The organism is Bacteroides sp. BFG-637 (assembly GCF_024793605.1).
In the GTDB taxonomy this organism is placed as follows: domain Bacteria; phylum Bacteroidota; class Bacteroidia; order Bacteroidales; family Bacteroidaceae; genus Bacteroides; species Bacteroides vicugnae.
In genome coordinates, this window is sequence record NZ_JANUPD010000002.1 from 3,373,788 (window position 1) to 3,389,774 (window position 15,987).

The following is a 15,987-nucleotide window of genomic DNA, read 5'->3' on the forward strand; positions in this document are numbered from 1 at the left end:
AAACTTTGTTTTAGCGAGTCTTTTCCATCTACGCCTTATGCATCCATATGGAAAGCACTTTTCTTTTCACTGCCACTATATTGATAACCGATACGGCAATGAATAATACAATGCCCATGCTGATTGCTGCCCATAATGATCCGGTTTCCAGTTGTGGGAATAGCAAGCGGATGCTGTCTATATAATAACTGCGTAACCAGGAGACTAATCCGATGGATAATACAAGCACGATAACGTTCAATCCTACCGTGAGCAACTGATAAGGCAATGCTACCTTGTTGGGACTGTATCCGATTAGTAATAGACTTTCCAGCTTGGTCGTATTCTTTTGTAAGAGCAGGAAGATGCTCAACATCAGTATATAGAATGAAAGGATACTGATAAATAGACCCACTCCCAATACAATACCTACGATAAGACGAAGGAAATAAGTTGTTTTTCCGGCATCCAGCTTGCCGTCTTCCGTTTCATATCCTTTCTTCTGAAAATAACTGGCGATGGCGGAATCTGCCGGATTACTGACCTCGATAATCAATCGTGCCGGTTGGGCTTCTGCATTCGGTGCAAAATTCTCATTAGCCCATTTCATAAAAGACTGGGGGACAAGAATCGTATTCAGGCGATTGGAGAAGCCGACAATGTTGCCTTTGTACTGTTCCACCCGTCCGTTGCCACGCATCATAATATCCATTTGAATCAGACTCATCAATCCTTCCGATAGTTTGGGAAGGCTTCGGCTTTGCGCAAAACCGAAGTTGTAAAGATTCAGATAGTTGCGGGGAATGATAATGGGTATGGTATGTGTAGATTCATCGAAATGCCATTTATCGAGTTTGATGTCGACAAACTCATCGGGAACAGACTCAAAAAACATATCTGTGGAAAGATGGATACCGGCTTCCTTCATTCCTAATCCTGCCGAAACTTTGAATTGGGAAGGAGTGAAAGCTCCTATTGTTTTGGTAAACGGTTGCTTTTTCAGATCCGCAATTTCTTCGGCAGAGAATGTATTACTCTTTCCCGCAAAAGAACCGAGAGCGCTGATTTTCTTTGTAGCTATGATGAAATCCTTTTTCATAAAGCTGTCTCCTTCGGTGAATACCGGAATGACATCTTTATAAAACTGTACGCTAAGCAATACAATCATCATGCCGAATAGGTTGGCTAAAAAGAAACCGGCTAATTGACCGATACTGATATGTTGGCGAAGGAGTTTCCAGACAAGAGTTGGCATTTTATTTACGATTTTACAATTTACGATTTGAAATGATGCTGTGAAAAGAGATTGTTTATTACCTGCTACCTATTATTAACCAGCTTATTACAGTTGAAGTGTATGGTTGTAAGGCAACTCGATATGTTTACCGATGGAAGTGGCGATCACTCCGGCTCCTTGTGCCTTTGCTTCGGCAATGATAAGTTCACCCATGATGCGGCTGTTATCATCATCCAGGTGGCTGATCGGTTCATCCAGAAATAAAAAGTCGAACGGCTGGCAGAGCGCCCGGATAAAGGCGACGCGCTGTTGCTGTCCGAAAGATAGCTTACCGGCTTTCACATTTATTTTATCTGCGATCCCCAGTTGTTCGAAGAATGATAAGATTTCTTTTTTCTTTTTGCATCCGGTGAGGTTATTCTTCAATTGTACATTTTCAAGAGCGGTCAGTTCGGTGAAGATGCGTAAATCCTGAAAAAGCATACTTAGTGAATGCTTTCGCAGGTCGACCCATTGCTTCACGGAGTATGCTTTGATATTGGTTTCATCGAAATTAATAATCCCCTGATAGTCGTTGCGGTAACCATAGATGTAGCTGCACAACGAAGATTTGCCGGTGCCGGAAGCCGCTTCAATCAGATACATCTCTCCTTTCCGGAAGAAAAGATCCTGATGCCATACGTCCGAAGTCACCGAATTACGGTCAGCAAACACTTGGGGAAGTGTTTGCTGTAGGTGAATACTATTCATACCGTTTGTTTATACATTTATTACATGCCGGCAAATTGCTTGGCAAAGTCTACAATTTGTTTGAGGGCATTTACATCCTTGTCTTTCAGGCAAAGGTCGATCTCGCTGATTTCTCCTTCCGAACTCATAGACAGGTAAGAAACCTTGTTGGCCAGTTCGATATATGTCTTAGCTTCCTGTCCTCCGAAACCTGCCACCATTTTAACTATAGGCAAATCAAGAATTGCTTCGGCATTGATTGCTATAAATAAGCTCTTTCCTTTCATATCCGATGCATAAGGAGTATCTTTGACTGATTTGTCGGCAGCTTTACCTACGTTTTTGTAAAGTAACTCATCATTGGTTGCATACATTTGTTTATCCTTGATGCCGAAGAATATATTCATGCCTCTTGTCTTGTAGACGTATTCGTCTTTGCCAAGTTGTATGATGTCTTCTCCTTTTTTTAGTCCCAATGATTGCTTGTTCTTGTAAATAGTTTCAAGTGCATTGCCGTTCTTGACGTCAGCATACATCATGAAAGTAGGGGCACTGCTCATGGTAACATTGATTAACCCTGCTGAAATATCACCATTGAACGAGCTGAACAACTCTTTTACTTCGTCTGCCTTAGCGATAGATACAGTGTTGCGGAATTCCTTGTTTTCACTCAACAGGTTATACAGTTCGCCTCCTTTTACACCTACGTTGAAGAACATCAGGGTAGAAGCCGGGAAGTATTTAACGAAAGTATTGTTCGCTTTTCCAACAGATTCCATTTGTTTTTTCAGGAGAGCTTTCACTGCTTCGTTTTCAGTATAGTTTTCTGTTTTGAGGGCAATCTTGCCTTTTTCAAAGTTCAGTCCTCCTATCAGAGTGATGTCTTCCGCTTTCACTTCGGTAGGTAATCCCATGGTTATCTGATCGCGGTAGGTTGAAGGGATAGCTGTCATGGAAGCGAAGAAGTTAATATCACTTTTCTGTTTTTCCATTTTCAGGAAAGCTCCTGATTTCACGATACTATTGCTTGCTGTCTGTTTCAACAAATTAGTAATGGCTTCTTTGGCTTTATCAGTTTGAGTCGTTCCGCTTACGTTAACTACCAGTACAGTAGAATTATTGAAAGCGAGCAAACCGCCGTTCATCGTTGTAAAACTGTAACCGTCAGCTTCACCTACCGGTTGGCAGATTTGTTCTTTTGCCATCACGTCGAGTGAAGCATGCAACTTATCTTCATTGTTCACTTTACCTATAACGGTGGGATAAGGGAAAGAAGATGAAGAGAATACATAGAATGGAGATTCAACATCGATTCCCGATTCGCCCGGATTCTTCATAACCTTTTCCAGTTGTTGGAATGTGGCGGCATTCATTCCACTTTTCAGTGCTTCCAGTACTTTTTGTTTAGCAGCTTCATTCTCTTTATCATCCAATCCTGCTTTGCTTGCGAGGGATTTGAGGTTGATAGAGGCAACTACCGAAGCGTCAGCCGGTATCACATTTGTATATTCCGATGTCTTGGAACATGCTGCCAGGAAAACAATCAGTACTGCCAGTACCGAGAGTCGTGAAATCGTTTTCTTTGCCATACTTATGTTATTTAAAAGTTGTATAATCATTGATTCAGATATTTACTGCTGTTATTGATTTTGCAGATTCAGCGTGTGGCAGGCCACTAGTGCTGCTGTTTCTGTACGGAGCCGTGATTTGCCGAGACTGATCGGAACGAATCCCCGTTCGATGGCCTTCTTCACTTCCTCTTCACTGAAATCCCCTTCGGGACCTATCAGGACAAGAGCATCTTCTCCGGGTTTCAGGATATTCTTCAATAGAGGTTTCTCCCCTTCGTAACAGTGTGCGATAAATTTCTGTCCTTTAAACTCCTGTCCGATGAACCGGTCAAACTCGATCATGTCGTTCAACTTTGGCAGTCGTGCCTTGAGAGATTGTTTAATGGCTGATACCAGAATCTTTTCAATCCGTTCGGTCTTGATAACTTTACGTTCCGAGAAACGGCAGTTGAGGAAAGTCAGTTCGTCAAAACCTATTTCGGTGGCTTTCTCTGCAAACCATTCGTTACGGTCCATATTTTTCGTCGGTGCCATGGCAATGTGTAAATGGCATGGCCATAAAGGCTCCTGGAAAATGGATTCTTTGATGTTTACGAAACAACGTTTGTTGGTTGCAACAGTGATTTCAGCTTTGTAAAAGTTACCTTTACCGTCGGTAAGAGTGATTTCGTCTCCGATACTTAACCGCAGAACACGGATACAGTGTTGTGCTTCCTCTTCGGGAAGCTCGTTGCTTTTCTGTATATCGGGAGTATAAAATACGTGCATAATATTACTTACTGATTTTTATTTCTTGAATTGATTTGGTCACGTATCTGGGCGGCTAATTCATAATTCTCATCTTTGATAGCCTGTTCCAGTGCTTCTTCAAGTGTTCTGGAAGTAGCACCGGGCAAATCATGTTCTTCTTCAGCCTCTTCGTCGTTGTCCGTTTTTCCAGAACGGGTTCTTTCTTCTGATGACATATGAAGACATTCTTGTTCAAGAATAGATTCATAAATAAGAATCGGGCAGTCGGCGCGCACTGCCAGGGCAATTGCGTCTGAAGTCCGTGCGTCGATACGTATAATCTCTTCGTCTTTTTTGAGGTAAATATAGGAGTAGAAAATACCATCCTTTGCTTTGTAAATCAATACACGTATCAGGCTGGCTCCCAGTATAGTAAGGCTTGTTATAAATAAATCATGTGTCAACGGACGGGGAGTTTTTACTCCTTTCAGATATAAAGCTGTAGCCTGGGCTTCCGCAGGGCCGATGATGATAGGCAGTTGCCTCTCACCGTTCACTTCGCCTAATAGCATAGCAAACGCGCCTACTTGCGCCTGGCTGTTTGTGATATTTATAACTTGTAATTCTATCTTTTTGTCCATCGTTCTCTTTTACTTAATTTGTTTTACTTTCGCTGGTGTTTGTACTTGAATATCAGGGCAAACAGAATACCGATCACCAGCGCATAAGCGGCAAAGATCAGCCAGATATCCATCCATTCGCGGCTCACCAGTCTACCGTCAGCATACACCGAGAATGCATCAACTACCGCACCGCTGGCATATCCCCCCATGATGGCTCCCAATCCGTTAGTCATCATGAAGAACAATCCTTGTGCACTGGCACGGATAGAAGAATTGGCTTCTTGTTCAACAAACAACGAACCGGAAATGTTGAAGAAATCAAAGGCCATACCATAAACGATCATGGAAAGGATCAGCATCCATAGTCCCGATCCCGGATCTCCAAAACCGAACAGCCCGAACCGGAACACCCAAGCGAACATACTGATTAGCATGACTTGTTTGATTCCGAAATGACGCAGGAAGAAAGGTATGGCAAGAATAAACAATGTTTCGGACATCTGTGAAATGGATAACAGGATGACTGAATGTTTCACTCCGAAAGAATCTGCATATTCAGGGATGCTGGCAAAACTGCTTAAGAAAAGGTCGCCGTAAGTATTCGTAATCTGCAATGCTGCACCTAGAAGCATGGAGAAAAGGAAGAAAATAGCCATTTTCTTTTTCTTGAATAATACCAGCGCATCCAGTCCGAAAGCGGAGAGCCATGATTTGTTTTCAGATTTAGCCGGTCGACAGGCCGGGAGGGTAAATGAATAAAGTCCGAGTAGCAATGCGGAAGCACCGCCTACATAAAGTTGCGCACTTGAATTCTTGAATCCGGTAAGGTCGACAGCCCACATGGCACAGATAAAACCGATTGTTCCCCATACACGGATAGGAGGGAAGTCTTTAATCAGGTCACATTTGTATTGTTCCAGTGCATTGTACGATACTGTGTTAGCGAGGGATAAAGTAGGCATATATACTAACAAGTTGAGCAACATGGCCCAATACATCTGGTCGTATCCCGTTGCGGTAGAAGCGTAGAAGAGACATCCTGCCCCTGCAATATGGCAAAGTCCGTATAAACGTTCTGCATTAAACCATTTATCAGCGATAATACCGATAATACCCGGCATTACCAAAGAGGCAATCCCCATGGTGGCGAAAATGGCTCCGATCTGTCCTCCTTCAAAATGAAGTTCTCTTCCCATATAACCACCTAGTGATATTAACCATGACCCCCATACAAAGAATTGCAGGAAGTTCATAATAATCAAACGAACTTTTATACTCATGACTTTTTTAATTTGTGTTTCTCTTCACGTTCATAAACCTTGCAAATATAATATTTTCGTTGAATAGGTGGATAAGTAATTTGATAAAAAGGGGATAAAAATGGTATAAATGCGAAGAATAGATGAGATTTGGGTGTGAAAAAACAAATGAAGAGGGTATAAAAAAAGAAGGCTATCTATCCCAGACAGCCAATCTTTGTTAACCTTAAATCTAATACCATGAAAAACACAGTGCAAAGATATGGGGTTTGTGTTATACAACATAATGTTTTCTCGGAAATCTTCTATTTGTTAACTATAATTAACTTTGAATCTTCCGTTTTTCTGTTACTGCCCTCTCTGATCAGTTATACTTCCGGAGAAATGCCTGATATCCGAATGGAAACTTGACTCCGGCACCTTACCGATTATTCTACGTAGAGTACCAACCCTTTTAAATATTCTCCTTCGGGATGATAGATGTTTACCGGATGGTCAGCCGGTTGAGTCAGCTGGTGTAGGATGCGTACACTACGCCCTGACATGGCTGCAGCGGTAAATACGGCAGTACGGAAATTATCTTTGCTTACCACTTGCGAACAAGAGAAGGTGAACAGGATACCGCCCGGTTTGATTTTCTCGAATGCTTTGGCATTCAGCTTACGGTAGCCTTGCAAAGCATTCCGCAATGCATCTTTATGTTTGGCGAATGCAGGCGGATCAAGGATGATTAAATCATACTGGTCGCCCATGCGGTCGAGATATTTGAAAGCATCCTCGGCAAACGCTTCGTGACGGGAATCACCGGGAAAGTTTAGTTCCACATTTTTGTTAGTCAGATCAATCGCTTTGGCTGAACTGTCGACAGAGTGGACGAGTTTCGCACCTCCGCGCATGGCGTAAAATGAGAATCCGCCAGTGTAGCAGAACATATTCAGTACCGAACGGTCTTTGGCATAACGTTCCAGCAAAGAGCGGTTTTCACGCTGATCTACAAAGAACCCGGTCTTTTGACCTTTCAGCCAGTCCACATGGAACTTCAATCCATATTCTTGTGCGATATTGTCATTGCTTCCTCCTTTCAGAAAACCGTTTTCAGGGAAAAGGTCTGCTTTAAAAGGAAGAGTTGTTTCTGATTTATAGTAGATATTTTCGATCTTGTCACCCATTACTTCGGATAAAGCTTCGGCAATTGTCATGCGGTCTACGTGCATTCCTGCAGAGTGTGCCTGCATAACAGCGGTTTTGGCATACACGTCAATCACCAGTCCGGGGAGATTGTCTCCTTCACCGTGAACAAGCCGGTAAGTATTGTTGACCGGATTGGTGGCGATGCCGATACTGCAACGCATAGCATATGCTATTTCCAGTTTGCGTTTCCAAAAATCGTGATCGATAGGTTCCTGGCGGAAAGACAGTACGCGCACAGCAATACTTCCGATCTGGAAATGTCCTTCGGCGATAAATTCTTTTTTTGAGGTATATACTTCTACAACTTCACCTTCATCGGGCTCTCCGTCAAAACGAGCGATAGCACCGGAAAAAATCCACGGGTGGAATCTCTTAAGAGAATCTTCTTTACCAGGTTTGAGATATACTTTATGCATAATGTAGTCTTTCCTCAACCCTCTTTCCCAACGGGGAAAGGGCTTTAGATGGTTTTATTATTGGTTATTAATCACTTATTTTATTACCTATCACTTCCTCCGTGGGAGAGACTGTAGCTGTTAGCGGAGAAACCTCCCAATCTCCTGTCTGTTTCAGCTCTTGCAGCAGATTATAGATATTGAGGCACGCCCATGCATCGGTAGCAGCGTATTGTTTCTGTCCGTCACTTAATACATCAGCTTCCCAGTTGGACAAGCGTTGTGATTTGGATATTTTTTCTTTGAATAAGATGGCGTAAATCTTTTGCAGACTTTTGTCTTGTATTCCGAATTGACGCACATAGTCCTGCAACTCGATACAGCTTTGTTGGGTAAAAGGTGCGCGTTTATGCAGCATCATAAAGTCGTCTTTCAGTGAAAGTCCCACTTTGATAACAGCCGGGTTTTCTAACAAGTCAACCAATGGCTGGGTCAATCCCGTCATATTGAGACGGAATAAGAAACAGCATTCTTCGGAAGAAATCTGGAGAAGTGCTACTTTGTGCGATTGTCCTTTGGTAAAGGAAGGACGAGTTTCGCTGTCGATACCTATCACAGGTCTGGATTGGAGGTAAGCTACTGCTCTTTCCGTTTCAGCTTCCGACTGGATAACATAAATACGTCCCGGAAAGACAGTTTTCGGGAGTTCTTTTAGTTCATCTTTATCTATGGTTCTTCTTACAATCATTTCTATTTTAATTCATCATCATGGCAATGGCAACCGTCTTCGTGGCAGTGGCAATCGTCATCGTGGCAATGACAGCCATCTTCTTCACAACAATCGTTGTCGTCGCTTGGTTCGTAAAATCCTTCTTCCTCTTCTTCCTCCTGGTTGTATTTCACATCATGAAGGGCACGGAGCGTGTTTACCAGTTTCTGTCCCCACAGTGTACCGAAGTTCTCCTGGCAGATAGCCAATGAATCATTCATCGTTTCGTTCAGTCCCAGTTGGAAGACAAATATGAAATCTTTAATATCCTGATAAATGTCGGCCAGGTCTTCCGATATAGACTTCTTGATAGGCTGGTCGCTATACACCATATCTTGTACGAATACGTCCAGATAATCATCCTTGTCGGCCATCAATCCGGAAAGGTTGATGCGCAGAATTTCGTAAATCTCTTCTGTGACATACGTTTCGAGCGCTTCGTCCCCGATAGTCTCACATTTGGGCAGCATAGATGCTTTGAGATAGAGCAGGGGAAGTATTTTTAATGATGTATCAACGAAAGTGCTACGCTTCATGCGTTCGGCACGTTCGAGAAATGCACAAAATTCGGCAGCTACCGTTACGAACTCAATTACGTTTTTATCAAATATCGTTTGGCTTTCTTTTTCCATGATCTATATTGATTTGAAACGCAAAGGTAAGAAAAAGGATTGAATGAGCGTAGTGCTCGTTATTTTTTTATTATTTTTGCAGCTTAGAATCTCATTCCAGTTTTATAAAAAAGAATTAAAGACTCATGGCAAAGAAGAAATTAGATAAGGAGGCGGAACGTACTCCCTCTTCCCCCAGTAAAATTGTGGCTGTATGTAAGAATGAAACCATTCATTTTGTAATCGGATTGATGCTGGTCATCTTTTCCGTTTACCTGTTGTTGGCTTTTTCTTCCTTCTTCTTCACGGGGGCTGCCGACCAAAGTATTATCGATAGTGGCAGTTCGGCAGACTTGGCAGCCGTTAATAATCAGGTGAAGAATTATGCAGGTTCACGCGGAGCGCAATTGGCCAGTTATTTGATTAATGACTGTTTCGGCGTTTCCTCTTTTTTTATACTTGTTTTCCTGGCAGTGGCAGGATTGAAGTTGATGCGTGTACGTGTTGTACGTCTGTGGAAGTGGTTTATCGGCTGCACACTCTTGTTGGTCTGGTTCTCCGTATTCTTCGGATTTGCCTTTATGGATCATTATCAGGATTCTTTCATTTATTTGGGAGGTATGCACGGATATAATGTCAGTCGTTGGCTGATTTCGCAAGTAGGAGTACCCGGTGTGTGGATGATCCTGTTGATAACTGCTATCTGTTTCTTTATATATATAAGTGCACGTACCGTTATCTGGTTGCGTAAACTTTTTGCATTGAGTTTCCTGAAACGCGAAAAGAAAGAAGAAAAAGAGAACGTTCCGGAAGGAGAAGACGATCCGGAATTTACAACTTCCCAACCGCAAGAAGTGGAGTTCAATTTGAAACGGACGTATAAACAGACACCTCCTCCGGTACCAGTGATGGATATTCAGGCTGAAGAACCTGAAGAAAACCTCCCTATTAATAAACCGGAAAAGGAAGATACTTCTGTATCTGACGAAAGTGAAGGAGTGACTATGGTATTTGAATCGACAGTTTCCAATCCTGCTCCTATTGTGCAGGAAGACTCTTTGGAAGAGGCGGAACCTGGGTTTGAGGTAGAACCGGCAGCTTCGGAAGAAGAATATCAGGGACCTGAACTTGAACCTTATAATCCTACTAAAGATCTGGAGAACTACCGTTTCCCGACTATCGACCTGATGAAGCATTTCGAAAATGATGATCCGACGATTGACATGGACGAGCAGAATGCAAATAAAGACCGCATCATCAATACATTACGTAGCTTCGGAATCGAAATCAGTACGATTAAAGCAACCGTAGGACCTACGGTAACTTTATATGAAATTACTCCGGAACAGGGAGTGCGTATTTCTAAAATCCGTGGGTTGGAAGATGATATCGCATTGAGCCTTTCCGCTGATGGTATCCGTATTATTGCTCCGATACCGGGTAAAGGAACCATCGGTATTGAAGTACCGAACAAGAATCCGAAGATTGTTTCCGGACAAAGTGTGATCGGAAGCAAGAAATTTCAGGAATCCAAATATGACTTGCCTATTGTATTGGGTAAGACGATCACGAACGAAGTTTTTATGTTCGACCTTTGCAAGATGCCGCACGTATTGGTGGCAGGTGCAACCGGTCAGGGTAAATCTGTCGGTTTGAATGCTATTATCACTTCTTTATTATATAAGAAACATCCGGCAGAATTGAAGTTTGTACTGGTCGACCCGAAGAAAGTGGAATTCAGTATCTATTCGGTGATTGAAAATCACTTCCTTGCCAAACTTCCTGATGGAGGCGAACCTATTATTACGGACGTAACGAAAGTAGTGCAAACCTTGAACTCTGTTTGTGTGGAGATGGATACCCGTTATGATCTTTTGAAGATGGCGCATGTGCGTAATATCAAAGAATATAACGAAAAATTTGTCAACCGTCGTTTGAATCCGGAAAAGGGACACAAGTTTATGCCGTATATCGTAGTGGTGATTGATGAGTTCGGAGATTTGATTATGACTGCCGGTAAGGAAGTGGAACTTCCGATTGCCCGTATTGCACAGTTGGCGCGTGCTGTCGGTATTCACATGATTATTGCTACACAGCGTCCGACTACTAATATTATTACGGGTACGATCAAAGCCAACTTCCCGGCGCGTATCGCATTCCGTGTATCCGCCATGATGGACTCCCGTACCATTCTCGACCGTCCGGGTGCTAACCGCCTGATTGGTAAGGGGGATATGCTCTTCTTGCAGGGAGCCGATCCGGTGCGTGTGCAATGTGCCTTTATCGATACGCCGGAAGTGGAAGAAATTACGAAGTTCATCGCTCGTCAGCAAAGTTATCCTACTCCGTTCTTCCTGCCTGAATTCGTGAGCGAAGATGGTGGTAGTGAAGTAGGAGATATTGATATGGGACGTCTCGATCCGTTGTTCGAAGATGCAGCCCGATTGGTAGTGATTCATCAGCAAGGTTCCACTTCGTTAATTCAGCGTAAATTCGCTATCGGTTACAACCGTGCCGGACGTATTATGGACCAACTCGAAAAAGCGGGAATCGTAGGCCCTACCCAGGGAAGCAAGGCACGCGATGTCTTGTGCATGGATGATAATGATCTTGAAATGCGATTGAACAATTTACAGTAACCGTTCGTTTATTAATCAAATGAGAAAATACATTTTTAGTGTTTTAATAGCTTTACTGTCTTTGCCTGTGATTGCCCAACAACAGCAGTCGCAGGCTAAAGTCATTCTTGATAAGACGGCAGAGGCGTTTCGTAAAGCAGGTGGTGTAAAGGCCGATTTTACTGTAAAGGCTGTGACGAACGGTCTGGTAGAAGGTGCTGAAAATGGAACGATTCAGTTGAAAGGAGAGAAATTCGTACTGAAAACGTCGGATATCATCACTTGGTTTGATGGAAAAACGCAGTGGAGTTATGTGACAAAGAATGATGAAGTGAACGTCAGCAATCCGACACAGGAAGAGTTGCAGCAGATTAATCCGTATACATTTCTATATATGTATCGGAAAGGATTCTCTTATAAGTTGGGAGCAACTAAGATGTATCGTGGAAAAGCTGTTTGGGAAGTCGTTTTGACTGCCAGAGATAAGAAACAGGAGTTGGAACGTATCACTCTTTTTGTGACGAAGGATACTTATGAACCTTTGTATATTTTGCTTCAACAGCGTGGTCAACAGACACGTAATGAGATAACCATTACAAGTTATCAGACAAAGCAGAATTATGCGGATCAGGTTTTTACGTTTGATAAAAAGCAATATCCCAATGCGGAGGTGATAGATTTGAGATAATATACGTTTATAACAAAACGAAAAAGATAAATTAAAATGGCAGAAATAGAAAAAGTAAAATGCCTGATTATAGGTTCAGGACCTGCCGGATATACGGCAGCGATTTATGCAGGACGTGCAAATTTATGTCCGGTACTTTATGAAGGATTGCAACCGGGTGGCCAGTTGACTACTACTACGGATGTGGAGAACTTCCCCGGTTATCCGGAAGGAATCAGTGGTCCGCAGTTGATGGAAGACTTGCGTGCACAAGCAAGCCGTTTCGGAACAGACATTCGTTTCGGTATTGCTACAGCGGCCGATTTGAGCAAAGCTCCTTATAAAATAACAATCGACGGTGATAAGGTTATTGAAACAGAATCATTGATTATTGCTACCGGAGCTACTGCTAAATATCTGGGACTGGAGGATGAGAAGAAATATGCCGGAATGGGGGTAAGTGCTTGCGCTACTTGTGACGGATTTTTCTATCGTAAGAAAGTTGTAGCTGTAGTCGGTGGCGGTGATACAGCGTGTGAAGAAGCTGTTTATCTTGCCGGACTTGCATCCAAAGTATATCTGATTGTCCGCAAACCTTTTCTGCGTGCATCGAAGATTATGCAGGAGCGAGTAATGAACCACGAGAAGATTGAAGTTCTTTTTGAACACAATGCGGTTGGTTTGTTTGGCGATAATGGGGTAGAAGGTGTAAACCTGGTGAAACGTTGGGGGGAACCGGATGAAGAACGTTATAGCTTGCCTATCGACGGTTTCTTCCTGGCTATCGGACATCAGCCGAATACTGAAATATTTAAAGAATACGTTGATACGGACGAAGTGGGTTATATCATCACGGAAGGTGATAGTCCCCGTACAAAAGTCCCCGGAGTTTTTGCAGCAGGAGACGTTGCCGATCCGCATTATCGTCAGGCTATTACGGCTGCTGGAAGTGGTTGCAAAGCTGCTTTGGAAGCTGAACGTTATCTTTCTGCCAAAGGACTTATTTAATCCGGTTTATATCCGATCATAGAAGGGGATTAAAACCCTTATAAATATAAAAATCACCCATGCTAGAGTTTAATCTGTAGTATGGGTGATTTTGTTGAACAGCATTTGCCGATTGTCTTTGGTCAATATGCTTCTATTTCATCTATCCATAATTCGGCAGGAATGACTTCCGGACCGTTATTCTTTTCAAAGTTGACACCATTACGCAGTGTGCCGCCATTCTTGATTTTGACTTTCAGGAACGTAGCCTGTGTCGGTTCAAATTCAATGGAATCGGTGAATGCAATTCTTCCTGTTTCCGGATAATCGTGTTTCAAAGCTTTTTCGGCTATCGGTGTGTATTGCTTACCGTCTGCTGATACTTCTACGGCAACTCCTCCTGCAGGAAGAATTCTCATGGCAGGATTAAATAAAGAACCGAAAATAACTTTGCTGACTTGTGTCGGCTTATCCAAGTGAACGATAAATTCCAAATCCTTACCTTCAACGATACCGAAGCTACACCATGGAGTATACGAAGCGTTGTTACCTCGTTTACCATTGGTCAGTCCGAAAGTAGTCTGGTCGGCTCCTAATACATCGTTTTCATCGAATATATCGCCTGTCCATCCCATCGTATAATTAACCGTATAGGGCTTTCCTGTCAATAAATTGCCATACAGTGGCTTGTGGGCTACTTTGCCCAATATCTTTCCGTCTTTGAAAGCAGCAGCTTTCAGGTCGATATTGCCTTCAAGAACAAAAGGCTTTTCATATAAAGCGGACGCTTTGGACGGTTCGCTGCCGTCCGTTGTATACCGGATTTCCGCATCCGGGTAAAAACTTTCCAGCAATACCATTAAAGGACCGTTCTCATCTGCGTGCGTATTTATATTTACGTCAAAGAAATTGAGACAAGGCTGGGTGTTCATAACTTTCAAACGTTCAAATTCAGTCACCATCCGTTCGCAGAAATTCTTCCAGTCTTTGTTTGCGTTTTGTGTCCAGGCCGTTTCGGCGATAGCCATTGCACGCGGGAAAGCTTGATAGTCTGTACGTTCTGAAGTTTGCATATACTCTCTCCAGATATTTCCTTGTATTCCGATGATATGTTTCTTGGCAAGCTCGTCAGCGTCGTCCGGAACAGGGTTGTAGCTATATGTTTTCTTCAAGGTATTGTATCCGCCGATAGTAGTCGGAGCAATTTCCGGCTCTTCTTGATAGTAGTCCAAATATACATAAGGATTCGGAGTCATGATGGCATTATGCCCAGCTTTGGCTGCATTCATACCTCCTTCTACACCGCGCCATGACATAACAGTCGCATTGGGAGCCAGACCACCTTCGAGAATCTCATCCCAGCCGATGATGTTTTTGCCTTTACTATTCAGGTATTTCTCCATGCGGGTAACGAAATAGCTCTGCAACTTATCTTCTTTGCTGTGTTTTATTCCGTCTATCTTACTGGGAGTCGTATCATCTTTCAATCCTAACTGACGGATTAACTGCTGGCAGAAAGCACTGTTCTTCCATGCTGTCTTGGGACATTCGTCGCCACCGATGTGAATGTATTCGCTGGGGAATAATTCTATCACTTCATCCATCACTCCTTCAAAGAATTTGAAAGTCGTTTCACTTGGACAGAATACCTGCTCGAATACTCCCCAGGTAGGAGATACCTTGTAAGTCTGTGTCGAGTCGCATGACAATTCCGGATAGGCAGCAAGTGCAGCCAATGCATGTCCCGGCATTTCTATTTCGGGAACGACATTGATATATTTGCTTGCAGCATAAGCCACTACCTCTTTGATTTGCTCCTGTGTATAATAACCTCCATGTTCTTTTCCGTCGAATACTTGCGGATAGTTCACATAGTAATAGTCTACCAATGTCTTTTCACGCTTGGAACCGATTTCCGTCAATTTGGGATATTTCTTGATCTCAATTCTCCATCCCTGATCGTCTGTCAAATGCCAGTGGAAGACATTCATCTTGTTCATAGCCAGTAAGTCGATAAACTTGTAAATGTAGTCAATCGGTACATAATGGCGGCAAACATCCAACATGAGTCCGCGATGAACAAAACGGGGTGAATCTTCAATTTCTACGGCAGGAACCGACCAGTCAGCTTTCTTATCCAACTGCTTTCCGTAAATTGCCGGAGGGAGTAACTGATAAAGAGTCTGCACTCCATAAAAGAATCCGTTCGGTTGGGAAGCGGTGAGTGTAATGAGACTGGGAGTAACCGACAATTTATAACCTTCTTTCGGCATACCTTCCTGTACAACAAAAGAGATTGCTGTTTTTCCGTCTGCACTTTCAGCTTCTTTCAAGGAAATTCCTGCTGTCAGTTTTAGTTGTCCGGCTAAGCTGTCGGCAATGCTTTTTACTTCCGGAGCATCCGAAGGAACTACGAGGCAGACTTTGTTGTTTAGTTCAAAGCGTCCTTCCTGTGGAAGAATCTGGTTGGGGTTGGGAACGATGTTGTACTCGTTCACCGCTTCTTTTGTCTTCTGACAACTGGGGGTAATCATTAATAAGGACAAAAGAAGAAGAGAAATACTTTTCTTCATGGTCAAAATGTGTGTTAAGTTATAAATAGGTTTGACAGGGCAAATGTAC

At 42.9% G+C, this 15,987-nt stretch carries 13 protein-coding genes; 3 read left to right on the top strand and 10 right to left on the bottom strand.

The window, feature by feature from the left end; translation table 11 throughout:
- Positions 1 to 28: 28 nt before the first annotated feature.
- The 9 genes from NXX38_RS12910 to NXX38_RS12950 all read right to left on the bottom strand — a co-directional run bounded on the left by NXX38_RS12910 (position 29) and on the right by NXX38_RS12950 (position 9,114).
- Positions 29 to 1,234 carry an ABC transporter permease gene (locus NXX38_RS12910; protein ID WP_217721578.1) on the bottom strand — a complete coding sequence of 402 codons (1,206 nt, stop codon included), beginning with the start codon at positions 1,232 to 1,234 and terminating at the stop codon, positions 29 to 31.
- An 87-nt stretch (positions 1,235 to 1,321) separates the two neighbouring features.
- The gene (locus NXX38_RS12915) at positions 1,322 to 1,966 is read right to left on the bottom strand and encodes an ATP-binding cassette domain-containing protein (protein WP_148364346.1); all 645 of its coding nucleotides are present in this window, start codon (positions 1,964 to 1,966) and stop codon (positions 1,322 to 1,324) included.
- Between the two features lie 20 nt (positions 1,967 to 1,986).
- A complete protein-coding gene (locus NXX38_RS12920) occupies positions 1,987 to 3,534 on the bottom strand; it encodes a DUF4836 family protein (RefSeq protein WP_258979638.1) in 1,548 nt (515 codons plus the stop codon).
- Positions 3,535 to 3,585: 51 nt separating this feature from the next.
- A complete protein-coding gene (locus NXX38_RS12925; protein WP_074558500.1) occupies positions 3,586 to 4,284 on the bottom strand; it encodes a 16S rRNA (uracil(1498)-N(3))-methyltransferase in 699 nt (232 codons plus the stop codon).
- An 8-nt stretch (positions 4,285 to 4,292) separates the two neighbouring features.
- The gene (locus NXX38_RS12930; RefSeq protein WP_074558501.1) at positions 4,293 to 4,886 is read right to left on the bottom strand and encodes a bifunctional nuclease family protein; all 594 of its coding nucleotides are present in this window, start codon (positions 4,884 to 4,886) and stop codon (positions 4,293 to 4,295) included.
- A 23-nt stretch (positions 4,887 to 4,909) separates the two neighbouring features.
- Positions 4,910 to 6,148 (bottom strand): nucleoside permease, encoded by a 1,239-nt coding sequence (locus tag NXX38_RS12935; protein WP_074558503.1) that lies wholly within the window; start codon positions 6,146 to 6,148, stop codon positions 4,910 to 4,912.
- Between the two features lie 407 nt (positions 6,149 to 6,555).
- Positions 6,556 to 7,734, bottom strand: a complete 1,179-nt coding sequence (locus NXX38_RS12940; protein ID WP_148364350.1) for a class I SAM-dependent rRNA methyltransferase — start codon at positions 7,732 to 7,734, stop codon at positions 6,556 to 6,558.
- A 67-nt stretch (positions 7,735 to 7,801) separates the two neighbouring features.
- Positions 7,802 to 8,461, bottom strand: coding sequence for a 3'-5' exonuclease (locus tag NXX38_RS12945; protein ID WP_148364351.1), 660 nt, complete (start codon positions 8,459 to 8,461; stop codon positions 7,802 to 7,804).
- Between the two features lie 2 nt (positions 8,462 to 8,463).
- Positions 8,464 to 9,114 carry a DUF5063 domain-containing protein gene (locus tag NXX38_RS12950; protein ID WP_217721582.1) on the bottom strand — a complete coding sequence of 217 codons (651 nt, stop codon included), beginning with the start codon at positions 9,112 to 9,114 and terminating at the stop codon, positions 8,464 to 8,466.
- A 125-nt stretch (positions 9,115 to 9,239) separates the two neighbouring features.
- Between NXX38_RS12950 and NXX38_RS12955 the strand changes: the two genes are divergently transcribed.
- Genes NXX38_RS12955 through trxB form a run of 3 tightly spaced genes read left to right on the top strand, consistent with a single transcriptional unit; the run spans position 9,240 to position 13,386 of the window.
- A complete protein-coding gene (locus NXX38_RS12955; RefSeq protein WP_234131896.1) occupies positions 9,240 to 11,732 on the top strand; it encodes a DNA translocase FtsK in 2,493 nt (830 codons plus the stop codon).
- Between the two features lie 19 nt (positions 11,733 to 11,751).
- Entirely contained in the window at positions 11,752 to 12,399 is a 648-nt protein-coding gene (locus NXX38_RS12960; RefSeq protein ID WP_258979641.1) for a LolA-like putative outer membrane lipoprotein chaperone, read from the top strand.
- A 36-nt stretch (positions 12,400 to 12,435) separates the two neighbouring features.
- On the top strand, positions 12,436 to 13,386 hold the full coding sequence (trxB, locus tag NXX38_RS12965) for a thioredoxin-disulfide reductase (RefSeq protein WP_004309849.1): 951 nt from the start codon (positions 12,436 to 12,438) through the stop codon (positions 13,384 to 13,386).
- Positions 13,387 to 13,508: 122 nt separating this feature from the next.
- Here trxB and NXX38_RS12970 read toward each other — a convergent pair whose 3' ends face one another.
- Positions 13,509 to 15,938 carry a beta-N-acetylhexosaminidase gene (locus NXX38_RS12970; protein WP_234131897.1) on the bottom strand — a complete coding sequence of 810 codons (2,430 nt, stop codon included), beginning with the start codon at positions 15,936 to 15,938 and terminating at the stop codon, positions 13,509 to 13,511.
- Positions 15,939 to 15,987: the final 49 nt, after the last annotated feature.